The sequence below is a fragment of the Prevotella sp. S7-1-8 genome (genome assembly GCF_000758925.1).
Classification (GTDB): domain Bacteria; phylum Bacteroidota; class Bacteroidia; order Bacteroidales; family Bacteroidaceae; genus Prevotella.
Map to the genome: position 1 here is coordinate 1 of NZ_JRNC01000036.1, position 23,998 is coordinate 23,998.

At 44.2% G+C, this 23,998-nt stretch carries 18 protein-coding genes, 1 tRNA gene and 2 pseudogenes; 6 read left to right on the top strand and 15 right to left on the bottom strand.

Annotation, left to right across the window (positions count from 1 at the left end; all coding sequences use genetic code 11):
- A partial coding sequence (locus HMPREF1640_RS13650) for a hypothetical protein (protein WP_036893308.1) occupies positions 1–193 on the bottom strand: 193 nt, incomplete at its 3' end.
- Positions 194–1,367: 1,174 nt separating this feature from the next.
- On the opposite strand from HMPREF1640_RS13650, the gene HMPREF1640_RS06165 reads away from it, so the two are divergent.
- The gene (locus HMPREF1640_RS06165; RefSeq protein WP_036893312.1) at positions 1,368–1,763 is read left to right on the top strand and encodes a DUF1573 domain-containing protein; all 396 of its coding nucleotides are present in this window, start codon (positions 1,368–1,370) and stop codon (positions 1,761–1,763) included.
- A gap of 155 nt (positions 1,764–1,918) precedes the next feature.
- Positions 1,919–3,385 (top strand): DASS family sodium-coupled anion symporter, encoded by a 1,467-nt coding sequence (locus tag HMPREF1640_RS06170; protein WP_036893314.1) that lies wholly within the window; start codon positions 1,919–1,921, stop codon positions 3,383–3,385.
- A 97-nt stretch (positions 3,386–3,482) separates the two neighbouring features.
- Here HMPREF1640_RS06170 and HMPREF1640_RS06175 read toward each other — a convergent pair whose 3' ends face one another.
- The 3 genes from HMPREF1640_RS06175 to HMPREF1640_RS06185 all read right to left on the bottom strand — a co-directional run bounded on the left by HMPREF1640_RS06175 (position 3,483) and on the right by HMPREF1640_RS06185 (position 5,761).
- The gene (locus tag HMPREF1640_RS06175) at positions 3,483–4,109 is read right to left on the bottom strand and encodes a DUF3256 family protein (RefSeq protein WP_036893316.1); all 627 of its coding nucleotides are present in this window, start codon (positions 4,107–4,109) and stop codon (positions 3,483–3,485) included.
- A 68-nt stretch (positions 4,110–4,177) separates the two neighbouring features.
- Positions 4,178–4,645 (bottom strand): hypothetical protein, encoded by a 468-nt coding sequence (locus HMPREF1640_RS06180; RefSeq protein ID WP_036893318.1) that lies wholly within the window; start codon positions 4,643–4,645, stop codon positions 4,178–4,180.
- A gap of 426 nt (positions 4,646–5,071) precedes the next feature.
- Positions 5,072–5,761 (bottom strand): GIN domain-containing protein, encoded by a 690-nt coding sequence (locus tag HMPREF1640_RS06185; RefSeq protein ID WP_036893387.1) that lies wholly within the window; start codon positions 5,759–5,761, stop codon positions 5,072–5,074.
- Between the two features lie 175 nt (positions 5,762–5,936).
- On the opposite strand from HMPREF1640_RS06185, the gene HMPREF1640_RS06190 reads away from it, so the two are divergent.
- Together HMPREF1640_RS06190 and HMPREF1640_RS06195 are read left to right on the top strand one after the other, a co-directional pair.
- The gene (locus HMPREF1640_RS06190) at positions 5,937–10,331 is read left to right on the top strand and encodes an acyl-CoA dehydratase activase-related protein (protein WP_036893319.1); all 4,395 of its coding nucleotides are present in this window, start codon (positions 5,937–5,939) and stop codon (positions 10,329–10,331) included.
- A gap of 296 nt (positions 10,332–10,627) precedes the next feature.
- Complete coding sequence (locus tag HMPREF1640_RS06195; RefSeq protein ID WP_036893321.1) at positions 10,628–11,539, top strand: sugar phosphate nucleotidyltransferase; 912 nt, start codon at positions 10,628–10,630, stop codon at positions 11,537–11,539.
- Between the two features lie 283 nt (positions 11,540–11,822).
- Here HMPREF1640_RS06195 and HMPREF1640_RS13655 read toward each other — a convergent pair whose 3' ends face one another.
- Both HMPREF1640_RS13655 and HMPREF1640_RS13660 read right to left on the bottom strand, forming a co-directional pair.
- Complete coding sequence (locus HMPREF1640_RS13655; RefSeq protein ID WP_231565851.1) at positions 11,823–12,353, bottom strand: transposase; 531 nt, start codon at positions 12,351–12,353, stop codon at positions 11,823–11,825.
- A 34-nt stretch (positions 12,354–12,387) separates the two neighbouring features.
- Positions 12,388–13,041 carry a transposase gene (locus HMPREF1640_RS13660; RefSeq protein ID WP_231565852.1) on the bottom strand — a complete coding sequence of 218 codons (654 nt, stop codon included), beginning with the start codon at positions 13,039–13,041 and terminating at the stop codon, positions 12,388–12,390.
- Positions 13,042–13,270: 229 nt separating this feature from the next.
- Between HMPREF1640_RS13660 and HMPREF1640_RS06205 the strand changes: the two are divergent.
- Both HMPREF1640_RS06205 and HMPREF1640_RS06210 read left to right on the top strand, forming a co-directional pair.
- Positions 13,271–13,592, top strand: a pseudogene (locus tag HMPREF1640_RS06205) (transposase); the annotation flags it as partial.
- Positions 13,593–13,773: 181 nt separating this feature from the next.
- Positions 13,774–13,858, top strand: a tRNA-Ser gene (locus HMPREF1640_RS06210).
- A gap of 793 nt (positions 13,859–14,651) precedes the next feature.
- On the opposite strand, the pseudogene HMPREF1640_RS13665 reads toward HMPREF1640_RS06210, so the two are convergent.
- The 9 genes and pseudogenes from HMPREF1640_RS13665 to HMPREF1640_RS12555 all read right to left on the bottom strand — a co-directional run.
- A pseudogene (locus tag HMPREF1640_RS13665) lies at positions 14,652–15,221 on the bottom strand (glycoside hydrolase family 108 protein); the annotation flags it as partial.
- Entirely contained in the window at positions 15,208–15,816 is a 609-nt protein-coding gene (locus HMPREF1640_RS06220; protein WP_156098730.1) for a hypothetical protein, read from the bottom strand. The gene HMPREF1640_RS06220 and the pseudogene HMPREF1640_RS13665, both read right to left, overlap by 14 nt.
- Before the next feature lie 10 nt (positions 15,817–15,826).
- Positions 15,827–16,237 (bottom strand): hypothetical protein, encoded by a 411-nt coding sequence (locus tag HMPREF1640_RS06225; RefSeq protein WP_036893325.1) that lies wholly within the window; start codon positions 16,235–16,237, stop codon positions 15,827–15,829.
- A 10-nt stretch (positions 16,238–16,247) separates the two neighbouring features.
- Positions 16,248–16,637 carry a hypothetical protein gene (locus HMPREF1640_RS06230; protein WP_156098731.1) on the bottom strand — a complete coding sequence of 130 codons (390 nt, stop codon included), beginning with the start codon at positions 16,635–16,637 and terminating at the stop codon, positions 16,248–16,250.
- Positions 16,600–17,697: a reverse transcriptase/maturase family protein gene (locus HMPREF1640_RS06235; RefSeq protein WP_036893329.1), complete on the bottom strand. Its 1,098-nt coding sequence runs from the start codon at positions 17,695–17,697 to the stop codon at positions 16,600–16,602. The genes HMPREF1640_RS06230 and HMPREF1640_RS06235 overlap by 38 nt, the downstream gene beginning before the upstream one ends.
- 348 nt (positions 17,698–18,045) lie before the next feature.
- The gene (locus HMPREF1640_RS06240; RefSeq protein ID WP_036893331.1) at positions 18,046–19,359 is read right to left on the bottom strand and encodes a hypothetical protein; all 1,314 of its coding nucleotides are present in this window, start codon (positions 19,357–19,359) and stop codon (positions 18,046–18,048) included.
- Between the two features lies 1 nt (position 19,360).
- Positions 19,361–19,630, bottom strand: coding sequence for a hypothetical protein (locus HMPREF1640_RS06245; protein WP_036893332.1), 270 nt, complete (start codon positions 19,628–19,630; stop codon positions 19,361–19,363).
- Between the two features lie 105 nt (positions 19,631–19,735).
- Positions 19,736–19,963, bottom strand: a complete 228-nt coding sequence (locus HMPREF1640_RS06250; protein ID WP_156098732.1) for a hypothetical protein — start codon at positions 19,961–19,963, stop codon at positions 19,736–19,738.
- A 1-nt stretch (position 19,964) separates the two neighbouring features.
- Positions 19,965–23,966, bottom strand: a complete 4,002-nt coding sequence (locus tag HMPREF1640_RS12555) for a phage tail protein (protein WP_156098733.1) — start codon at positions 23,964–23,966, stop codon at positions 19,965–19,967.
- Positions 23,967–23,998 lie beyond the last annotated feature (32 nt).

Below are 23,998 nucleotides of genomic sequence, written 5' to 3' on the forward strand. Positions count from 1 at the left end.
AAGGATTATCATTTAACCAGTCTGGAAATTTATCTATCGCTTCTGATGTTCCCTCCGCGTCCGTTTCTTCAGCCTTACCCCACTTGTCTATTTTGAAATTTGTTTGGTTTGTACCCCCCGAGCTGCAAATTATCTGCATGGAATCCTCCATTCTTAACACTTCAACTACTGGCTTTTCATACAATCTTTTCATTCTTTTCCTTTCTTTTCTATGTCCTATGAATTATATGGATTAAAATACTCGAATAACTTTATTGGCATTCAAAGGTAATATTTTTTACAAAAACAAGCAACACTTTCTTTCCCATCCTCTCGTGAATTATGTGATTTTAAGATATTTATTGTAATTTGTAACCTTTCTTAATTATTCAGCGATAAAGAACACTTGTAAATTTTTCTCACGGGAACTTGAATATATTTAAAAAAAATATTCTCAAAAAAGGTCTTCCTTCAAGAAACATGGTGGCCAGGCAGGTCATAAAGGGCATAGACTTTCTTGTATAGACACTCCGGACAAGGTTGTTGATTGCGCTCAAAACCGCCGAGCCAATCGTGCGGAGTCGGAGACAGATGTCAAACCGAGCCTTGTATGAGGTTTGGCGCTTCTTCGTGCGTTTATCGCCGAACAGTTACAGGCAATAATTGAAATGTTAAAGAAATATCATAAATTTATGCCTGTAAAATCGATCGTTTTAGAACGAGATAAAGCGAATATATTTATAGAAAAATCCTTGAAAAAGAATCAAGAGTTCCGTTCTGTTGCCATTAATATCTATTGACACCGCGATTGAGCCCTCATGACGCTGTGTTTGGTATCTGTTTATGCTGCCAATGATACTTGTTTGGCACGTGATTAAATAGCGATCACCAAGCAATTAGAAAACTTTTTATTTCTATTTTTTAAAAGATAAGATATAAGTAGTTGCGTTGCAGCAGATTGCAAAAAACTTTCATTTGCCGCGGATTTCGGCCGAATTGTCTCTTCTTTTTGAATTGGCGCACTTATGATAATAGTTTTGTTGGATGTTTTCAACGTTTATTTCGCTTATTTAAAAATTGTCTTCGAACAAAAAGTGAGGTATATCTTTTTTAATGACATTATTCATTTTAATTATGTATTTTTTGGCGAGCGCGTAAATTTGTCACTTAACAAAATTGGTTTATGTCACGCTTCAAAATACGTGGAGATTTTGTGGCCGTTTTTAAAAGTGCCTAAAAATGGCAATTTTAAATATAATGAGTGTTATGATAAATAGAAAAGAAAAACATTCAAATACTGTTAAATTCTCTCATAAAATTGATAAATTCAAAAATAATTCATACATTTGTGTTGAATTATACTTTTTAATTAAAACAGGAATAGAAACATGAAGAAAATCTTAATTATAGCCTTGATGTTTGTCGCAAGCGTTAATGTCGCATTTGCACAGGCTCAGATTAAGTTTGACAAATTGAGTCACAACTTTGGAACATTCGCGGAGTCTAATTCCGTTCAGAAATGTACGTTCAGTTTTACAAACACCGGTGACCAACCCTTGGTTATCAATCAGGCTGTAGCCAGTTGTGGATGCGCGGTTCCATCTTACACCAAGGCACCTATCAAGCCTGGTCAAAAAGGTACCATTACCGTTACATATAATGGCAAGGGTAAATTTCCAGGTCATTTCAAGAAGACTATAACCATACGCTCAAACGGCGTTCCAGAGATGACACGCTTGTATATTGAAGGTAATATGCAAGAAGCCAAAGACGATAAGAAATAGAGTTGAATTCCACATGCGACATTCGTTGTATGTGGAATTTTTTATTTTCCAAACTGACTTCACTAACCCTGTCTCAAACACTAACAACTATTGTCAGTGCCTGCAAAAGCTTATTTTTTTCTAATCATATAACCTATAAAAATCTATCGAATTCTATGCAAGAAACTGTAACAAAAACTCTTACGGGTGATTTTAACAAGAAAAAAGGCTTGTGGTTTTTGCTTGCCGCCATTGTCACCCTGATAGTCTGGAATCTTCCAATCTCTTTTTTGGGCATTGCCGGGCTAACCATTGTACAGCAGCGCGTGATAGCTATATTTGTGATGGCTATTATCTTATGGCTCACAGAAGCTATCCCTGCTTGGGCAACGTCAGTCACAATTATTTTTGTACTGCTGTTTTGTGTGAGTGACTCGTCCTTTAATTTCCTACAAGGTAACACTGGCGAATACGGTCAACTTTTAGACTCGGTTGGTATCATGGCATGTTTTGCCGATCCTACCATCATCCTTTTCTTGGGTGGATTTATTTTGGCTATTGCGGCCACAAAATCGGGTCTTGATGTATGGATGGCTAAGACGCTCATAAAACCGTTTGGAAATAAGAGCAAGAATGTTCTTTTGGGATTCATGCTTATCACCGGCTTATTCTCCATGTTTATCTCCAACACCGCGACTGCTGCCATGATGCTTACTTTTCTTACGCCTGTGTTTAAAGCTCTGCCAGCCAATGGCAAAGGACGTATAGCACTGACCATGGCAATCCCCATCGGTGCCAACCTTGGCGGTATGGGCACGCCTATCGGAACGCCGCCTAACGCATTCGCTTACAAGGTTTTAAACGATCCTGCTGGAATGGATATGAATATTGGTTTTGGGCAGTGGATGATGGTGATGGCACCGTTGGTTATCATATTGCTGATCATCGCATGGTTTGTAATGTGCAAACTATTCCCGTTTTCCAAAGATACTATAGAATTGAAAATAGAGGGAGACATGCGTCACAATTGGCGCACGGTAGTTGTTGGCGCTACTTTTGCCATAACAATTTTCTTGTGGGTGTTTGGCAAGCAGTTGGGCATCAACGCTAACACCGTGGCTATGCTACCTATCGCGGTGTTTGCCTTTACGGGTGTTATCACGTCTAAAGATTTACGTGACATTGATTGGGGCGTTATTTGGATGGTTGCCGGTGGATTTGCGCTTGGCCTTGCCCTTAATGGAACAGGATTGGCAGAAGTGGCTATCAAATCTATACCGTTTGGAGAATGGAGCCCAATTGTCATTTTGGTCATGGCTGGATTGGTATGCTATTTCCTGTCAAACTTTATCAGCAATACCGCTACCGCAGCCTTGATGATTCCTATCTTGACCGTTGTGTGCGAAGGCATGGGCAACAAGTTGGATATTATCGGAGGTACATCCACCGTCCTCATTGGTATTGCTATTGCCGCATCCGCTGCAATGTCTCTGCCAATTTCCACTCCACCGAACGCCATAGCCTACTCCACTGGTCTCATAGAGCAGAAAGATATGGCCAAGACCGGGTTGATAGTTGGTTTTATCACGCTGATAGTTGGTTTCTCATTGTTGATAGTGGTAGGCAAGATGGGTATCTTATAAACGGCATTGAATAAACAAACCATTAAATGGTAAAGAAAACGAAAGGAGCTGCCAAAAACTATTTGACAGCTCCTTTTGGTTGTATATAATTGAAAACTCATTCAAATTTTAATCCGTTCCACTTCATTGTTATAGTTGGCAACATATTTTTTATCTTATCGTTCTCCTCGCTCGAAAATATAGGAACGGAGCGATGTACAACCATGGTCTGGCTGGAAACGGATAGAGAGGCACTTACCAATATTACATTGAGTTTCTGACTTATATTTGTAAAATCTTCTTGCGTCATCGTATCCGGCTTGACCAATTGGCAGAACTTGGTTTTGTCGGATAATGGGTTTGTCAAATGTATGGGATGCCATTCTTGATTGTAAAAGCAGACCTTACTCTCTTTTTGCGGCGCGCTCCATGTCTGAACAACACAAATGATGGAATCATTACCTTGATATGGCAGCCGTTTTATGTCCAATTCGACAGCATTATTTAAAGTAATATGGAGATAATCTGCCGTGATCGTGTCTATCTTGCTCGTTCCTTCCAAGTCATGTCTTACTTCATTTTTGGTGCTCGTGGAAACGCATTTTGTCATTTCCAATCGAGAGTCGTGCCCTATGTAAGGAATCATTTTGATGGGCATTGACAGCCATAAATCAACCATTGACTTCGAAAATGTAGGTAGGGATATCATAAACGTGCCCAATAACAATGCCGTTTTAAATTTCATCTTTGTTTTTTTTGTTGCATTAATAACCTTGCGAACGAAAGAATATTGCCATCAAGTCATTAAAAAAATTAAATAGAGAACGGTCCAAAACGCATTTGGGCAGTCCAAATACTATTATAAGGCGAAACGAAGATGGTAAAAAGATGGCCGAATCCCATAGGGGAAACTCCACCGGAATAAAAAACGTCGCCATCATCCTCATAGTCCATCGTAATGGAATAATCTTTTTTCATAGTCTTTGCAATGGCGGAAAGTTGGGTGAGCGCTTGCTGTTTGTTTTTTTTATTCATATAACAGCGTACTTCACATAACTTTCGTTGTGCAAATTTGAAGGTGATTTTATCCCATTTGAACCCTCTGTAATGGACATTTTGATAAACCACTAAGTTGGTGTTGGAAGTTGTTGGCTCGCCCAGCGAAGATTTGAGGTTTATAATTGCGTCATCAAAAATAGTTCCGAACTTCAACGTCTTCAAGTCTTGTGCTTGTGCCAATGTCACAAACATAAGGCATAGTGTCATCAGTATTTTTCTCATTTTGTTTTTCTGTTAACAAATAAAAACATTTTAATAGATCCGTCCACCGTCTATGTGATTTGAGTAAGCGAAAAATGAAAAAATATCACAAACAGTTAAAAGTCATAATATACTTCAAGCCATTTTTTCCTTGCGCTGCAAAGATAAACAATTTTACATATATTACCAAAGAATGGTCCACTTAATATGATTGCTTATACACGAAGATAAACGACGTTGTTTTAAGAGTGTGAGATAGCTTCGCTTTCACAAAAACACTTTGCTAAGAGTAATAAAATTTTGGTAATAACGATTGGTGGTATCAAGAGATGCGGACAAGAACGTAGAAGAAGACCATATCGTTCTAAACGAAAAAGAAAAGCCAGAGCTGTCTAAAAGACAAGCCCTGGCTATCAACATAAGATTAGAGAAGTTATAAAAGCGTTTCTATTGTCCCACGTGCAGCTTGTCAAAGTTGATATCTCCAGTTCCATGCGCTCTCTTTCGGAAGTTTTTGACGTTGCCAGATAGAAATATATCGCCGACGCCTTGCAAGTCGAGAGACGCATAACCACTATTTACAAAATGAATTTTGACATCCCCTACTCCTTTCAATTTGACATCGCTTCGTTTGGCCGTGAGCGACTTTATATCAATGTCCCCAACTCCCAACAATGTGGAATGAAACTCGTCGCAAATCACATTTGCCATCTCTATGTCACCACTCCCTTTTAGATAAAGGTTGAGCGTGTCTGTATCAAGCTTGCCATTGATACAAAAATCGCCAGAACCTTCCATTGAGATGCCTATTAAATCTGGCGAGGTGACATATATCACAGGAGAGGGATTATTATTAAACAAATTTACATCTGCGAGTTTTTTTTCAACACTCACAACAAGGGTATTGCCAGAGAAACTTGTTTTTATGGCATTAACACGACTTTCAGGACCTACTACCTTGGCTCCAAACGTGTCGGATTGTGCAAAAAAAACGTCACATGCTCCTTTAATTTTGATAGCTGTAAATGGCCTTACATGGCGCACGCTGGTAACTTCCGCGCTGTTGAATGTCTTTGAATAATTGCCACATGAGCATAGCGTAACAACTGAAACAAATAATAATAAAGTTTTTTTCATGTCATTTGCATTGTATGTTTTATGTTTGGACGAAATGGAATTTAAAAAGGTTGCAAGAATTGTTTTGTTTTTGCAAAAAAACAAAAAATCTTTGTTCACTCTCTGTATTTGTCGTATTTTTGTAAATTGTAAAAAAGCTTTTTTCAGAAAAAGATTTATTAATAGATATTGGTAGATGCGCAATATATATCGGATAGGTCTTGACGTGGGGTCGACCACAGCAAAAATTGTCGTTTTGGATAACAACCGTCGCTTGGTATTTGCGCGTTATGAGCGGCACAACGCCAAAGTTATGGCATTGGTTTCCAAGTATATTGATGAAATATACCAGCGGTTCGGCGATATAGAAACGAAACTATGCGTCACGGGGTCGGTAGGTATGCAAACAAAAGAGCAGCTAAAAGTCGATTTTGTGCAAGAGGTAGTGGCGGCCACAGTGTTTGTGCGCGAACGTTATCCGAAGGTTAAAACACTTGTTGACATTGGTGGCGAAGATGCCAAGGTGGTTTTCTTCAATGGCAAAAGTATGGAGCTGCGCATGAATGGTAACTGCGCGGGGGGTACGGGAGCTTTCATAGACCAAATGTCGGTGCTTATGGGTTGTGACAACGCAAAAATGAGCGAGTTGGCCGAAAAGGCCCGACATGTTTATCCAATGGCAGCGAGATGTGGAGTGTTTGCTAAGACGGACGTTCAAAATCTCATGTCGCGCAATCTGCCAAAAAGTGACATCGCTGCCAGCATTTTCCATAGTATTGCCGTCCAAACTGTAACAACGCTTAGCCGCGGATGCGACTTCACGCCTCCAATATTGCTCTGTGGCGGCCCTCTCACATTTCTGCCAGCTCTGCGAAAAGCGTTTTCTGAATACCTTAAGATACCATACGACGATTTGACCGTACCTGAAAATGGCAATCTGATACCCGCGATGGGTTGCGCATTTAAATCCGGTGATACAAAACCGAGGAAATTATCCGAGCTCAAAGGATTGTTGGAGCGGTCTGCACAAAAGCTCGTTGACCGCTCTCGAGCGGAGCAAAAAAAACGCAAAGTGGTCACCGGCACCGGCTCTACGTCAAGGCACGACAAGACTGATGTTCAAGAAGGGCTGCCGCCACTGTTTGAGAATGTGGCACATTACCAAAACTGGTTGAAATCTAAGCAACAATATGCCACCCCACTCTATCCCTTAAAACGTGGCGTGGAAGAGGTGGTCATAGGCGTTGATTCTGGTTCCACCACAACTAAGATAGTGGCTGTAAGAACGAACAAGGAGGGTAAAGGCCAAATTGTTTTCAAAGATTATGCCATGAATCTTGGCAATCCTATCAAGGCCGTGTCTGACGGTTTGCTACGCCTGCAAAAAGCGGCGGACAAGGTGGGGGCTGATATACACATTGTGGGTTCTTGCTCCACAGGATATGGAGAGGATCTCATCAAAACGGCATTCAATTTGGATGACGGAATTATAGAGACGATGGCTCATTATCGCGCGGCTGCTCATCTTATGCCCAACGTGTCGTTCATACTCGACATTGGTGGCCAAGATATGAAAGCTATCTTCGTGGAGAATGGGGTTGTGGTGCGCATGGAGCTGAACGAGGCGTGCTCGTCAGGATGTGGGACATTCATTCAGACTTTCGCGCACAACCTTGGTTATGAAGTGGAAGATTTTGCCCGATTGGCCTGCAATGCTCCCAACCCCTGCGATCTCGGCACGAGATGCACGGTGTTTATGAACTCCAAGGTGAAACAAGTGATGCGCGAGGGAGTTACAATCGAGGATATAGCATGTGGATTGTCATATTCCGTGGTACGCAATTGCTTATACAAAGTGTTGAAACTTCATGGGAATGAACATCTTGGCAACAAGATAGTAGTGCAAGGTGGCACTATGAAAAACGACTCTGTAGTACGTGCTTTTGAACTGTTGACTGGCGCCAAGGTGGCCCGTGGCAACATGCCTGAGATGATGGGGGCGTATGGATGCGCACTCAACGCAATCAATCTGTTTGAGCAAAAAAATGTAAAGTGTTCTCGAAGCATAGCAGACCTATTATCCGTATCAGCTTATAATACCAAATTGCTCAATTGTAAAGGTTGTGAAAATAACTGCTTCGTAACCCAGTATACATTTGCCGGCAACCATAAATTTTACTCCGGGAACAAGTGCGAGCGTATTTTCAACAACAAGGGCAAGGGGGCTTCAAAAGGCAAAAACATCTATGTCTACAAATACAAGCTGCTTTTTGACAGAAAGTGTGCCGAGAGACCATCTTGCCAACGTGTTGTCGGCATACCTCGCGTGTTGAACATGTATGAGGATTATCCATTTTGGCACGCCCTGTTTACAACAGCGGGGTTTGGTGTAACGCTTAGCGATGAATCTACCTTCCATCGCTACGAGGAGGCATTGGGAAGCGTGATGAGCGACAATATCTGTTTCCCTGCCAAGCTCGTGCATGCGCATATCCAAGAACTTGATGATAAAATATCGAAACTCAACGGTGACAAAACAGGATTTATCTTTATGCCTTATGTTGTTTATGAACAGCAAGACGATAACAGGAACATAAACAGCTACAACTGCCCCATTGTCTCCGCGTACTCTGATGTGATACGAGGCGCCATGAAATTGCGTACGCATGTGGATTCCCCGGTTATCAATTTTAGGGATAAAGCTCTTTTGAAAAAACAAATTTTCGCTTATCTCAAGAAACTCGGCGTGTGCAAAAGTACTATTGACAAAGCTTATAGTGCCGCCATATTGGCACAAGACGCCTATACAAGTGAAGTAAAAAAAATGGCGGAGGAAATTCTCGCGGATGGAAGAGCGAATGGTAATTTTACGATCTTGCTGGCTGGTCGCCCCTACCACACCGACCCCTTGGTACAACACAAACTGTCCGAAATGATAGCGTCGTTGGGCGTAAATGTCATTTCCGAGGATATAGTGCGCGACGATTTCAATACAAGCGCTGGCGACACATACCTTGTTAAGCAGTGGGCTTACATGAGTCGCATCATCAAAGCGGGCCAATGGTGCGCAGAACAACCAAACGATGTACACTTTGTGCAGATGACATCTTTCGGATGTGGACCGGATTCTTTCATACAAGACGAGGTTCGAGGCATTCTGAAACGGCATGGAAAACCTTTCACATTGTTAAAAATAGATGATGTAAGCAATATTGGCAGCCTTAAACTTCGCGTAAGGTCTCTTGTCGAATCTCTTCGAGGGGGGGACAAAGCAGAAAAGTTATCCGCGCATGACAGAAAGGGTGTCATAAAATCAAACACAAGCCATGAAGAGGCAAATGCGCTTCCGCCAATTTCACGTCACATTTTGGCGCCTTACTTTACGGAGTATCTCACTCCATTGTTGCCATCTCTTTGCCGACTTTTTGGCTGGGATGTCGAGGTGCTTCCTCCGAGCGATTCTGAAAGTGCCAAGTATGGATTGAAGTATGCCAATAACGAAGTGTGTTATCCTGCGACACTGATTGTTGGCGATTTTGTCAAAGCATTGCGTTCCGAACAATACGACCTCGACAAAATATCTGTGGTTATGACCCAAACGGGTGGACAATGCCGAGCCACTAATTACGCCGCGCTCATTCGACGTGCCATGCAAGCCAACGGCTTTGACAAGGTGCCATTAATCACGCTTGGAGTGTCTACGAGCGCTGAGGAGGAGGATAAAAACCAAAGCGGCAAACTTGATGTGCCTTGGATTAAGTTTGCCCCAATCATTACGACAACATTTCTATATGGTGATACAATCTCAAAATTTTACCACTCATCAGTGGCAAGATTGAAAAGGGATGCCATTGTGGTCGGAGCGAAATCGAGCAATGCCGCTCTCGCTTTACGCGACAAATATTTAAATTTGGCCTCTACACAAATACTAAAGAACAGCCCCAAGGGACTTATGAACCTAATTGCCCAAGCAGCAGAGGAATTTGATGCTATCACAGAAGAGCGAGACGTGCAGACTGTTGGGATTGTTGGCGAGATCTTCTTGAAATTTAATCCTTTTGCGCATCAGTTCTTGGTAGATAAAATATTAGCTAAAAATATTGAGGTGGTGCCCGCTCTTCTGTCACCTTTTTTTCTGCAAAACTTTGTCAATGTTATTGTTGAGAAACAAATGGGTCTGTGCCATTCGAACGTACCAGACTTTATTGTTAAAAGCATTTATAGCTTGATATGGCGTAGACAAAAGAAAATCAACAAAATAGCCTCGCGGTTTAGGTATTTCCGTCCATTTACCAATATATTTGAAGAAGCAAAAGAAGTGGATGGCATCGTTTCATTAGCCGCGCAGTTTGGGGAGGGTTGGCTGTTGCCGAGTGATGTTATAAGCATGGTAAAGCAAGGTGTTACTAATGTTGTGAGCTTACAACCCTTTGGTTGTATCGCAAACCATATAGTTTCGAAAGGCATCGAAAAGAAGCTCAAAAACCGATACCCTCAACTTAATCTTCTATCCCTTGATTTTGACGCTGGAGTTTCATCCGTGAACGTTACCAACCGATTGTTACTCTTTCTCGATAGCATTGCGGTTTGAACGTAACCATTCCGTTTCCAGATTTGCTCAGGGCATAAGCCATATAGGAAACCGAATGGTTGCGTAGGTTAAAATTACTACGGCGACTCTCTTTCTATCTAATTTCAGGATTTATGGTAAAATAAAAATTATGAATGATTTAAGACGCACACAAAGTATCAAAGCCAAATAACTAAAAGGAACTCATAATAAAAGGAATAATTTGTTGATTTTCTCTTTTAGGTATTAGATACTCGATAAAAATAGCTAAATTTGCATTTCAGAAATCAACTAATATTAAAAACAAACTTTGTATTATGAAACCAACATTGTTACTTCTTGCTGCCGGTATGGGCAGTCGTTACGGAGGTCTCAAACAATTGGATGGATTGGGCCCCAATGGTGAGACTATCATGGATTACTCCATTTATGACGCTATCCAAGCAGGATTTGGAAAGATCGTTTTTGTGATACGCAAAGATTTTGAAGAACAATTTCGTAAGCAAGTATTATCCAAATATGAAGGTCATATTCCCACAGAACTTGTGTTTCAAGGTATTGACGCCATTCCTGAAGGATTTACGGTGCCCGATGGACGCGAAAAACCATGGGGAACTAACCATGCGGTGCTGATGGCTAAAGATGTTATTAAAGAGCCGTTTTGTGTAATCAATTGTGACGATTTTTATAATCGCGACTGTTTCAAGGTTATCGGGAAATTCTTGGCAGACCTTCCTGAAGATAGTAAGAATCGTTATGCCATGGTAGGCTTTCGCATTGACAACACGTTGAGCGAGAATGGAACCGTAGCACGAGGAATTTGTACGAAAGATGAGAAAGGAAACCTTGCCACGGTCGTTGAGCGTACTGAGATAGAACGCCATGGTGAGGACATTCAATACAAGGATGAAAATGAAAAATGGGTAACGGTGGATAAAAACACACCTGTTTCAATGAATGTATGGGGATTTACACCCGATTATTTTGAATACAGCATGGAATATTTCAAAGAGTTCCTTTCGTCCCCAGAAAATATGGAGAACAAAAAAGCTGAGTTTTTCATTCCACTGATGGTTAACAAACTCATTAATGAAAACACAGCTACTGTTAAAGTATTAGATACCACAAGCAAGTGGTTTGGCGTAACCTATGCAGCCGATCGTCCTGGAGTGGTGGCCAAGATACGGAATTTAGTGAACGAAAGTGTTTATCCAGAAAAATTGTTTTAACAACACCCCTTTATTTTCTTATGCTGCGTCAGCAGCGAAACTAAATATCTCATTTGCACCTTCTTTATTTAATGGCTCTCTATTTAATTGGCGTGTTCGGATTTTTCCCGAACACGTCAATAATTCGTTGCGCATAGCAGGCATTGTCCTATTTCACCATATTATATTCTATTACCTAGTCGACCCTCAAAAAGGCGAGATGGCATTTTTCATATAAACCTGCGGAAAGAATTGGTGATGAAAATTTAATTCCCGTCTTCCACAGCACCACAATATCACCCTTTCAACAAGGCACAAAAAAAAGCCTCATGGCTCTTTTGAAGTTGAATGCGACAGCTGCAAGCATGACGTTGATGGAGTCTCCGAAGAGACCCTTGTAGAAGTTCCTACCTAACCGATGGTCTGCCTTGCAGTGGCCTATGACAGGCTCTATTCCTGCCCGCTTGCGGAAGAGTTTGTTTGTTTTGTTTTTGACATACTGTGAGTCTGTTTTCCTTGGTGTGCCCGGAATCATGATTTGTGTCTGCCCGCTCATGCTCTGCCCTCGGCATCCCCTGTCACAGGCAAGTGTTTTTATTTTCCTGTCATACAGCCGCCTGACTTGCTCCATTGCCTTATCTATCGTATGACCGTCATACTCGTTGCGGAATGACAGCGCGCCGATGATGATCCCATCCCACAGCCTGACGTTGGAGACCTTGTTGCCAAACTCGTACTTCTTGCCCTCTTTTTCCTTGCTGTTGCAAAGTACGTCCGGCTCGTGAAGAGAATAAATCTTATGCCCGTCCAACCGCTCGCCACTGACAAACCTCATGCAGGTGTCAATCCGTTCCCGACAAGCGTTTTTATCAGGCAGCAGGCGAAGCAGCCCCCCTGAGAAACCTGCCCGCAATGGTGCGCATCCGCTTGTCAGCCTTCCTGACTTTTGCCTTGCCGTTCTTCCGGCCCCTGAAACGTTGCACGAGTTTCAGCCCTTTTATCTCCCTGACATAGCTCTGGCGGATCTTGAGGTTTTCCTTGTCCGCCACACCGTGGCAAAAGTCTATCACCTTGTTCAGGAGTTTCGAGTCCGTTGGGAAGGTCGTGTTCTTCTCCTGCACCGTCGTGTCAATGAAAGCGGTCCGCTCCGCGTCAAGCTTGCGTCCGCAGCCATCCTTGCCGCCTTTCCCCGTGGTCTCCCCTTTCCTCTGGTCGTCGATTGAAAGATTGATGCCGATGCTCTCCTTGAGTATCAGCCCCATGCCGGATTCCCCGATGCGACGACGGAACTCGACAAGCTCGGTGGGAACGCAGGGAACGTCGGTGCGGAAAGCCTCCATTCCACAAAAATACTGGAAGTAAGCGTTCTCCGAGAACTGCTCCACGACACTCTCGTCTGAAACGTTGCGAAGGTGTTTCAAGATTAGCAGACCCACCATCAGACGGATGGGCTTGGCCATGCGGCCGGTATCCTTACTGTAAAGAGGAGAAAAAGACTGCTCAAACAAATCCCAATCGATCAAATTGACTAGCTTGTACAGAGAATTCTTGGGAGAGAGCATTGCCTCAAGATCCCAAAATAATGATGCCTGACGGACTTTGGATGGAGATTTATACATCGTTGATTTGCAAGGTTTTACTGTACAAAGGAGCAAAAACTTGTGGAAGCATGCAAATTTGCAAACGATTATTTTATTGATAACCAGATGGTTAAATGGTATTCAAGGAACGACTAATTATCACGACTGTAGCATCTATGGCGACAAGGGGTATGTTGGAGCTGACGTACAGCTTGACTTGTTCGAGACCGCGCACATAAGACTGGAGTGTCCGTATCGGCACAACCAAAAGAACTGGAAACCGACATTCATTCCGTTTGCAAAGGCAAGAAAAAAGGATTGAAACACTATTCTCGCAACTTACAGACCAGTTCTTGGTCATTAAAAATTATGCGAAAATAACGAATGGTTTGTTTGCCAGAATCATTGGCAAAATTAGAGCACTCACCATTCTGCAGTGCGTAAACTTCATTAACAACAAGCCCATTGGCAGAATTAAGTATGCACTAAATTAATTCCGCCAACGAGTTAAAAAAGTATAGCCTTGCACTTGCTTATGAAATCCGCCCCCCCTTATGCTTTTTGTTAATAAATTATAATGCAGAAAAATTTAAAATAGATTTAAAGTGATTTTTAGTTTAAAATATGTAATTTTGCATTCGGTTTCGATATAAAGATATTCCATATCAAAATTTTGGAGAGATGGTAGAGTGGTCGATTACAACGGTCTTGAAAACCGTCGCACCGAGAGGTGCCGGGGGTTCGAATCCCTCTCTCTCCGCAATAAACCTTGAAAATCAAGGTTTTATGCAAAACGTACACGAAAATGTACACGAAACGTCCGAATTTTAACAATTTCGGGCGTTTTTTTATGTCCAAAAACAAGAGAATCCGTGTACACCCAAAACTAAAGAAGCCCGGCGATGAACCGGGCTTCAACATTGTTCCCCGTGCGATGCAAGGGGCTTTCGCAACAATGTGGTGCAAAGGTACAAAATTTATTCCAAATCCTTGCGCATGGATGCAAGCAACTTGCGCAACCATGCCAATATTGGCTTTCTGTACCGCATGAACAAGACAAGAACGGCAACGATTGATGCGGCGATTGCCCACGTCCATACATTTGAACGTCTGCTTGTCTTTGCAACTTCGTTGTGTTTCTTCTCCTTGTGGACGGTCGCTTTGTCCTTGGTCGTGGTGTTGTGTTCCTTTTCCGTTGTCTTTCCATTCTTCACCACGTTTGACCGGATGGCGGTTTGCTTGATGCTTTTCACGCCCTTTCCGCCCTTGATGGTCATCTTTCCGTCCTTGTCAATAATCAGTTCGGGCAAATCCGGCGCGCGCGCTGAATCTCCGAAAAAGATTATTTCCGTGATGATGGATTCCCCGGATTCGGTCTTAGTCGTGTCAACGACCTTGAAAACATCCGCAACCTTGGAAATGCTTTCCGACACACTATCCGCAACAACCTTGTCGGTGTTCTTCTCCAGCTTGCGCGATGTCGAACACGCGGCAATCAGTAACGCGACAAGACAAAGCGCGATGAATTTCAATGCCTGTTTCATATCATATCGCAACTTTTTGATGTCATTCAAGCGGTTCATCCATCCGGGCAAGAAACGCTTTTGTGTGTACTTCAACAACTCCTTTTCGGTCGCCTTGCGCCCAATCTTCTTTTCGTATGCCACAACGGAACGCGAAACAATCCCATTGATGAACTTCACGCGTTCTTTGAATATGGCTTCAAAAAGTTGGTCGGGGTCGGCAAAGTTGACCGCCGACAAGGTTTTGTTGCCAACGATACCATCCGCGACAACGCCAAGCAATGCTTGTGGCTTCTTGATGCCGTGGATGCCGGATGCCCAAACCCAATCCACAAGGATATTTGCAACCTTTTGGGAATGGATGTCATCGGCGCGCCATTTATCCCAAAACATCGTCTTGATGATGTCACGCCAATGGGCATCCGATATGTGCTTCAAGTCCGCCACCGATGGACGGGGCAAACCTTTCTTCTTGCAATACGCTTCATAAGTCGTGATTGTCACGCCTTTGTTGGTTGCGCCGCCCCGGTCGGTCGGGTCGTTCGCAAATCCGCCCTCCCATTTGAGGATGAACGGAATCAAGTTCTTAATGTCCGCCATTATCGTTTGTTTTTGGTTTTACATACAATTCACACTTTGGCGGGTCACATGAACCGCCACCACGGAACACGCAAAATGTATTGGCACACGGCACGCCATCCATCGGCGGCGTTGGCTTGTGTTCTTTCAGTTCGTGCAAGTCAATGTCAAAATGGCGTTCGGTCTTGTCAACCATGATGCGTTGGGCGATGATTGCCCATTTTGCATCATTGCAAGATGATTCGTTTTCCAGCATTGACCAAACTTGCCAAAAGCACACCGCCCCGGCTACAATTTGCGGCAAATGCAAAGACACTTCCGGGAACACCATCACGTCCATCAAGTGAACAAGGACGGTCAAGGCATACACCTTGATAAGTGTTCGGAACACACGCCCGGCATAGTTGGATTTGAATTTTCCATCATTCGCACCGGGAAAACGTTTCTTCACTCTCCGGCTCAACGACCATGCGGTGTAACAATCAGCAAGCACTGCAAGCGTACACACAAAGATGAACGGGAATGTCGGCTTGATGATGGCGAAACACGCGCCGAATGCGGTCATCATGTATCTTGCCAAGATAGGAACTATTGTTGAATGAATGTTTGATGTCATAATCGTAAAATCATGTAAAATGAAACATTTTGCCAACTTTCGCGATTGTCGTATCAAACACAACGAAATCAACGGCGGGCAACCCTTGGGAAACACGTTCGGTTTTCCATTGCGATTGCACTTGCTTCATTTCCGACATCAAATTGTCGCTCCCGGTGAACACGGAACGCCGCGTTCCGATTGCCTTTCCGTTGGCATCCTTTTTGAAAAAGTCGCCGTCCGCATCGGGCGTGTCCATAAATTCGGCATTGATGACAACTTGCATTTGCATACGCATACTGGACGCATTCTTTCCCGGAAACTTGGTTGGTTCAATCTTGATTTTCTCAATGACAATGCGGCGGTCAAAAAGTTCTTCAAGGTCTATTCCTTTACCAATTATTGCGTCCGATTCAATGTTAGAATCGCTAAATCGTGGCATTTTCTTCTTTTTAGATGTGTGACAAATCCGAAATGATTTGGTTGTCCAAATCTTCGGTAAGCTTCAAATATTCCTTGTATTCGGCAACCGCCTTTTCATCCGGCGCAATGCCAATGACGTGCTTGTTGTACGAATTTACAAGGTCAAATTCCGCCGTTTCGTCAATGACTGAACGGATGAACACACGCTTCAAGTTTGCCTTTGTAGGCTTCGCGAACGTGCGCACTTCATAACATGACCAACCAATCGGGCGGGCTTCCTTTTCACCCTCCGGAATGGCTTTTTCTTCGGCGATGTTCACGCGATAAATCACCGACCCGTCATTGTCCTTTTCCAGCACGGCGGGCATACCATGCGCAATGTCATAATGCGCGTTTGGTTCGATTGAATTTAATTTCATAAGGAAACGATTTTGAAAGTTTGTCGAATAAATGAATTGAATCCGAACACTTGCACCAACCCCACCAACTGCAAATGGCTTGCTTGTAAGCTGCCTTTGTGGGTTGTTTCTTGCGCTTGTTCAACTTCGCCACCCGGCGGCAAAGATTTTGTTTTATGGACTTGCGCAATAATGTGTGGTCGTGATAGAACACGAATCCAAGGAAATCAATTCCGCGCGCGTCAACCGGGAACACTTGATGATTGCGTTTCACTTTCAGTTGCAAACGCTTCATGTATGCCCGTATGTCACGCAACAACGCGTGCAAGGATTCCTTGTCCGGTGCAAGAACAACGATGTCATCGGCATAACGCCAATAATACTTCACGCGTTTTTCTTCTTTCAACCAATGGTCGAAATACGCCAAGAAAAGGTTTGCAAAGTATTGGGAAAGATAGTTGCCAATCGGCACGCCGTTCAAGGATGTTGCCACCAATTCCCCGGTGTTCGGGTCGGTGACAAAATTCCGAATTGGAATGTCCGTGTTGATGTTGGAATCAATGATTTCATCCAGCAACGCCAAAAGGCGACCATCTTTTATTTTCCGCCTTACCACACCTTTCAACACTTCGTGGTTGATTGATGGGTAAAACTTGCGAACGTCAATCTTCAAGCAATATTTCGTGCCGACCGGGTCTTTTCTCAAAGCCTTTTTCACGCTCATGGCGCACGCATGGGTGCCGCGTTCCTTGATACATGAATACGTGTCGTGCGTGAACACGGACACCCATATTGGTTCAAGAATGTTCATCACCGCATGATGCAAGATGCGGTCGGGATAATATGGCAATTGACAGATTTGCCGTTCCTTTGGTTCAAAAATTGTGAAAACGTGATATTGGGATGTCTTGAAAGTTCCATTTTTCAAACTCTCATGCAATGCAAGAATGTTCGCTTCCCTGTTCTTGTCGTGCTGCTGCACGCCATAGGAATGCAACTTGCCCTTGCGGGCTTTTTCGTCCGCAAGTTTCAAGTTATCAATCGCGATGACCTTTTCATAAAGGTTTCCAATTCTTTTCATTCTTGAAAGTTTTTTGTTTGCTTGAATAATAGGATTCTTCGGGCTTGCGCCCTACCAAAACCGTTCAACATATTCTATTTTTTGCCGCCGGGCTTCCTTTCCCGACTTACCATCCCCGGATTGGAATGATTGGCATGGTTTCCGATTAGCAACTATAATATTTTACAAGCATAGCTGAGAACCGATATTCGCATTCGTAGGCGTGTTATTCGTATTCGCGTACACGCCCCCCCGCATTCGCACCATTATTCGCATTACCGCTGAACAAAACACCACGACATCGGACAACCATTATTTCTTTTTTCTTTCAAATCCCGTTTATCGGTTTGCGGGTCGATTTACGGCTTTTCAATCCTCTTCGATTTGCGGGTCAAAGCAAAGCCGAGAACCGATATTCGCATACGTATACGTAGGCGCGTAATACATATTCGCGCACACGACCCCCGCATTCGCACCACTATACGCATTACCGCCGAACAAAACACCACATTCCGATTCTCCGGATGCCGGGGTGCTTGTATAAAAGTAGTCGCAAAAATACGTTGTACTTCCAGCACCTGCCGCCAACGGCATGATGTCGCCATCTTCGCCAAGGACAAGTTGTTTTACATATCCCTCTTTGCGTGCGATGTCGCCGCGATACTCATAATTGCCAACACCCGAATTGGTAAACTTGGATGGGTCATCGCAAATGTACATCTTAGATAAACCGCCCGCCGCTTCGCTTTGGATGATTAACTTGATTCCGTCCGTCCACTTCCAAATGTGACCAAACGGGTTTTCAATGCCGCGATAACGTGGCACGGCAAATGTTTTGCTTATCTTGTCGCCATCGCTCACGGTATAATCAACCGTTCCCGAATGGTTGCCAAGTGAATTTGTAACGCCGCACGGGATGATTGGATTGTTGCCATTGTACGTTGGCCAAGAAACCCAATCCCATGTTGTCACGCCATCACCCAATCCGCCTTGATGGAATCCGTTTTCATCCAATTCAGCATTGAACGCGTCTTGCGAATTGAATGTGCAATATTCAACCACGAACAACCACCAAATCATCTTGTGCATCCTGTAAAGGTTTGCATTCCATTCCACCGAACCACGATTGCGCGCCTTTGCGCGGAAATCGTTCAATGAAATGGATGTTGCGGGCAAGCCAAGAAATGAACGATAAGTTCCATCATAACTTGCGTTGTTGTTGCCACCACGATAATCAACATCGGTTGAACAAACGGATGCCAGCTCGTTTGTTGAACGCTGAACCGTTGCTTCAACGCTTGAACAATAACCCAAACGCCAAAGATGGAATCCGGGCAATGGTTGCGTACTCTGCAAATGGCGGCATTTGTTGCCATCCATTTCAAAACGAACGTACATATCAGGCAATTCCGTTTCCATCATGCCATCCTCGCCCGTCAAGTCTGCCGCCGCGCCTGTGTCGCGCTTGGTCGAATCGTTGGCGTTAAGGTAATACACAACCTTGCCGTTGTCATCCAAGATGCAATTGCGCATCATGTTTTGCAATGGCAATTCCTTGTGCAACTCCATCTTGCCAACGCGTGTTGGCTTGGGATTGGACACCGTGATGTCCCATTCCACGCCATAATAATAATCATAAGGAAAGGTCGGCTTTGTGTTGCCGACACCGATTAAAAGTCCCATATTAGTAACCCCGTTTTAAGTTTATACCCGACAACGATGTTGCCTTGATTACTTTCACGATTTCTGGATTCCAACCACTTTCAAAGTTGGTTTCGATGAAATCCCCATCATCCATTCCGGCAAGCTGCACCGACAATTTGACGGGGCTTGTGGAATCGTTCTTGATGTTGAACGGTTGACCGTCCGAAAGGCTGAAATTGCCGTTCGCAAGGTCAATCACGCCCATCTTTCCGATTTGCGCGGAAACGCTTTCGCCGCTTCTTGTGTTCATACTTCAATTTTTTACGTTAAAAACTTGAATGCAAATTTACAATATATGTTTCATAGTGAAACACGCCGTGGATAAGTTAGGCACAACTTAGCCCGGCAATGCGGTTTATTGTGGCGCATCTTCAACGACACGCCACGATTGCACCAGCTTTCCATCCACAACATCAAGCGATTCAACCACGGACGTTCCCGGTTCGCCCGTTGGCTGCTCGCTTGGCACGAAATCAAGAAACCCCGTATTTCTCAATTCCGTAATATACGCGCCTTGGCTTTTGTCAACCCGGCGCAAGTCAAGGGGTTCACCTTGAACGTATTTTGCCAATTGATATTCCATATTATGTTGTATATTGTTTATTAACAACCATCCATCCACCATTGTAATAACGCAATGTCAATGAATCGCCACGCTCCATACCAATTCCACTAATTGAATTTCCATCGTTGTTGTATAACGTGCATCCGCTTTGCGGTGAAACTCTTATTCGATTTCCCATATTTCGGTCACATACAATTTCGATGTCAAATATTGTTGGAACATTGTTCGTCTGCTTGTTCACCTGTTCCAATGTTGGCAACTTGACATTCAAATACTTAGTCGTGTTAGCGGTGAAATGGAACTTTTGCGTAATTGCGAACCATTGTTCTATAATGTCCGTGTACGCTTGCCCGATGTAACCATTTTCAAATGCCGCAACTTTTCCAATATTGTATTGATTGCCATATACGCCAAGGGCTTTTGGACGATACCAATGTTCATCATTTGCATCACTCGTTGATGGGTTGTCGTGGCGCAATTCAAGCGTTGTGCCCATTTTGTCGGTCAATGACAAAAAACCATTAAAAGGATAACCAAGTGATGACAGACAACCAAGCAACACGCGTTGTTTGTCGTTGCAGAATCTTATGAAATCGCGAAACAACGCCAATCCATTTGTCGTGTCCTGTTCGTCTGAACTACCATATCCGATTTGCCCTTGTTGGATGCGGAATCCGCCGATTGAACCCGTTATGGCATTTATCACGCCCTCCACTTGTGCCTTGGACATAACAACCGAACCATCTTGCATGACGCGGAAAGGCGCGGTCTTGCGATTCTCGAATGACGCTCCAGCCCAAAAGCGGATGGAATCGGATGCCGTGCCGTTTCCCGTGATTCCGGCAAGGATGGATTTGTTGTCGCCCGCGACCTGTATTGTTCCGGATGTGACGATTCCGCCATCAATCGTTGTTTGTGTGTTATCGTAATGCACGGCAACAACCCAATCGTTTGTGTTCCACGAACCGGATTCCCTTGCGGTGATGCAACGGCGCAATTCCTTTCCATCAACCCACAAGTCGCCGACATCATAAGGCGGATAAGGTTGCGCAACGAACACGCGGCGTTTGCCATCGGCGGTGTCCTGTGCCTTGCTTGCTGCATCATACGCATCAATCGCCTTTTTATCTTCGATGGTTTGCCATATATAAACGACCGTTCCCGTACCATTGACAAAGCGGAATGTCTGACGATAGCACTTCAACAACTTCGTGCTTGAATTATACCACATATCGCCAACGTGCTTTGCTTTTTCCGCGCCCGTTGTCCAACTTGATGCCGGGTCGGATGTCTGAAACCACGTTTCAATCTTTCCGTCAATTTGTTTGGTCATCGTGTCAATGGCATTGGCAAAGTCGCCGTTGATGAAATTCTTCAACGCTGAATCATCCGTGTATTTGCTTGCCTTTTCCCAATCCGATGACGTGAACGCGCCGGATTCCCTTGCGGTCTTGCATCGCATGATGTCCCCGGTCGCACCTTGAACCCACAAGTCGCCGACACCATAAGGTGTCACGGGCGTTGATGTAAAGATGCGGTTCTTTTCCTTGCCAAGCTCCAACGCTTCATTTGCAATCGCGATGGCTTGCGCAAGTTCTGAATCTTGCAGTTCTTGCCACACATAGAACGTGCCGGGCGCATATCCCGGCTTTGGTCGCCATTGTATTTTCACATATCGCCAAACCTTGCCGGATGTTGTGTTATAATACAGGTCGCCAAGATGATTTTCTTTCGTGTTGGCATCCGTCCATCCACTATTCGGAACACCATCTTCCGCACCCGGCGCGGTTGAAAGTGGGGATGGGTTTATTTGATAGAAATGTTGTTCAATCTGACCATCCAATTGCGCTTTGATTTCGTCAAGGATTCCGGGCAATGTGTTGTTGATGAAATCCTTGCTTTCCATCGCTTCGTTGCCAAGTTCTTCAAGCGTTTTTTCTTGCCCGTTTTGCGTGAACACTATTCGCCCGCCAATTTCGGATTGGTCAAGGTCGAAATATGTTGTACCATCCGCCGATTCGATGCGTCCGGTCTTGATGAAACGTCCGTTGATTGTCGTAAAACCATACGTCAAGGAAATGGCACGAACCTTTGTGTCCGCGTCAATACTTCCCAAGATTCCAATCAGAAAGAAATACACGTTCGGCGATTCTTCAACCTTGTGTTGTGTTGCCGAAATGCTCATTGTTCCGGCTGAATTGTCGCGGTTGCAAACTGCATAGATGTAATATGGCACATCCTGTTGCAATGCCGTTGTTCCATCCGCCAACACCCACGAACGCGCCTTGTCGGGGTCAATGGTGTAATGTGTAAGAACGCCACCTTTCCACTTGAACAAGTTCGGGGTTCCTTGAAAGTTAGGTTCAAAAACGGTGTTTATCAAACCGAATTGCATTGATTTTGCGCCAACTGACAACATCATCGTGTCCACGGATCCCGGCGTGATTTTGTCCTTGTAATAACCGCCCGTTTCCGGGTCGAACACCATATTCAAGACTTCACGCGATGAACGCCAATTTGCGCGCGCCTGTGCCGGGTCTTTTAGGTTGTTGATGGTCAACACCTTGTCAATGTCCACAAGGTCGGAAATCACGCGCGTTGTGATGTCGCCCTTGGTTTGAGTGTCCGAAATGGTCAACGAATAATCGTATGGGTCAAGCACGTTGCGCGTGAATGACTTGATGCGGATTGACTTGTCAACCCCAATTTCATCATCCTTGATTGGCAAATAATCGCCCGGCGCGAAAACATTCGTGATGCCATCCGACAACGCAAGTTTTTTTTCGATGAACGCCTTTGTAACGTTCACCGAATATTGAACCTTTGGTTGTGAATTTTGGTCATAATACTTGTTGCCCTCTTCCGCCAGCTTCTTTTCTGCTGCTTCTTCGATGTCACGCGAATAAGCGATGTCAAGCACCTTGTATGTGTCGTTTTTGCCGATTTGGAACGCGGGCGATGTTTCCGATGGGAACACGTTTCCCCGGTCATCGGTTTGCTTTACCAACGTGAACTTGTGTGTCGCGTGGTCGTATGCGTGAACCTCAAATTCATATCCGGCAAGGTTTCCGGAATTGAAATGCACCTTGGCGGACACCCCGGAAATCAAATACAGGGTTTCGCCGGATGCGTTCTTTGCGTTGATGTCGAATGGGAATGACGCGTCAATGAATGACAACACATCGCCATCAACAACGGATGAGACCTTGCCCGTGAATGTCGGCTTGATGTCGAAATTCTTGCGTCCCTCAAATATGCCGTATTTCGCCACGGCATCCGCCTTTTCGATGTAAGATGATGCCTTGTCCTTGCCAAACATACAAAGGCGGTCGGCGCGATATTTTGACGTGATGTTTTCCGTGCTGCCGTACACCTTTAATCGTGTGACAATGTTTGAGGATGAAACATTTTCGCGCGAAATGGAATATAAGCCCTTGCCCTTGCCGTACTCCAGCACGAAAGGCAAGGTTTGTCCGATGGTCTTTTTGATGTTGATGACATAAACGCCGTTGACGCGTTCAATCTCAAATTCAACGCCAAACTTATCTTCCGAACACAAGGTTTGCAGCACCGACAAGCAATTGTCGGATTCCGAAAACGTCAAAGTATTGTCGCTATCCGTTTCCGGACATACGCCCAACGCCCATTTGCCGGGGAATACGCGGTTTGCGTTACTTATCAACACCTCCATGAACCTTTTCAAGTCACCCGTCAAGGAATCGCCTTGGATGTCCTGTAATTGATTGTTTGTGGTGTTGATGTTCACGTCATACGTCACGCGCATAAGGTCGTATTGGATGCCCTCAAATTCCAAATCGTATTGGTATTCTTGCATTCCGGTTTTGCTGACCTTTGGCAAACGATTCAAGCGACAGTCACGCCCGAACACGGTTATCACGTCCCCAATCCCGTATGATTGCGGGAATGGGGAAACAACCGTGATGGCAATGGTATCTTCTGCATTCAACGCCCAAGTCTGCTTTGCGGCGGTGATTGCGGTCGCCGTTGCCCTTGATTCCATAGGCACACGGCTTCCATTCGGTTTTGTGATAA

Bases quoted from the DNA above. Each gene is read 5' to 3' on its own strand.
- HMPREF1640_RS06225 (WP_036893325.1), bottom strand. From the start codon at position 16,237: ATGCCACGATTTAGCGATTCTAACATTGAATCGGACGCAATAATTGGT.
- HMPREF1640_RS06180 (WP_036893318.1), bottom strand. From the start codon at position 4,645: ATGAGAAAAATACTGATGACACTATGCCTTATGTTTGTGACATTGGCA.
- HMPREF1640_RS06185 (WP_036893387.1), bottom strand. From the start codon at position 5,761: ATGAAAAAAACTTTATTATTATTTGTTTCAGTTGTTACGCTATGCTCA.
- HMPREF1640_RS06245 (WP_036893332.1), bottom strand. From the start codon at position 19,630: ATGAACACAAGAAGCGGCGAAAGCGTTTCCGCGCAAATCGGAAAGATG.
- HMPREF1640_RS06250 (WP_156098732.1), bottom strand. From the start codon at position 19,963: ATGGAATATCAATTGGCAAAATACGTTCAAGGTGAACCCCTTGACTTG.
- HMPREF1640_RS06230 (WP_156098731.1), bottom strand. From the start codon at position 16,637: ATGAAATTAAATTCAATCGAACCAAACGCGCATTATGACATTGCGCAT.
- HMPREF1640_RS06240 (WP_036893331.1), bottom strand. From the start codon at position 19,359: ATGGGACTTTTAATCGGTGTCGGCAACACAAAGCCGACCTTTCCTTAT.
- HMPREF1640_RS06235 (WP_036893329.1), bottom strand. From the start codon at position 17,697: ATGAAAAGAATTGGAAACCTTTATGAAAAGGTCATCGCGATTGATAAC.
- HMPREF1640_RS06190 (WP_036893319.1), top strand. From the start codon at position 5,937: ATGCGCAATATATATCGGATAGGTCTTGACGTGGGGTCGACCACAGCA.
- HMPREF1640_RS06170 (WP_036893314.1), top strand. From the start codon at position 1,919: ATGCAAGAAACTGTAACAAAAACTCTTACGGGTGATTTTAACAAGAAA.
- HMPREF1640_RS12555 (WP_156098733.1), bottom strand. From the start codon at position 23,966: ATGGAATCAAGGGCAACGGCGACCGCAATCACCGCCGCAAAGCAGACT.
- HMPREF1640_RS06175 (WP_036893316.1), bottom strand. From the start codon at position 4,109: ATGAAATTTAAAACGGCATTGTTATTGGGCACGTTTATGATATCCCTA.
- HMPREF1640_RS13655 (WP_231565851.1), bottom strand. From the start codon at position 12,353: ATGAGGTTTGTCAGTGGCGAGCGGTTGGACGGGCATAAGATTTATTCT.
- HMPREF1640_RS06165 (WP_036893312.1), top strand. From the start codon at position 1,368: ATGAAGAAAATCTTAATTATAGCCTTGATGTTTGTCGCAAGCGTTAAT.
- HMPREF1640_RS06195 (WP_036893321.1), top strand. From the start codon at position 10,628: ATGAAACCAACATTGTTACTTCTTGCTGCCGGTATGGGCAGTCGTTAC.
- HMPREF1640_RS06220 (WP_156098730.1), bottom strand. From the start codon at position 15,816: ATGACATCAAACATTCATTCAACAATAGTTCCTATCTTGGCAAGATAC.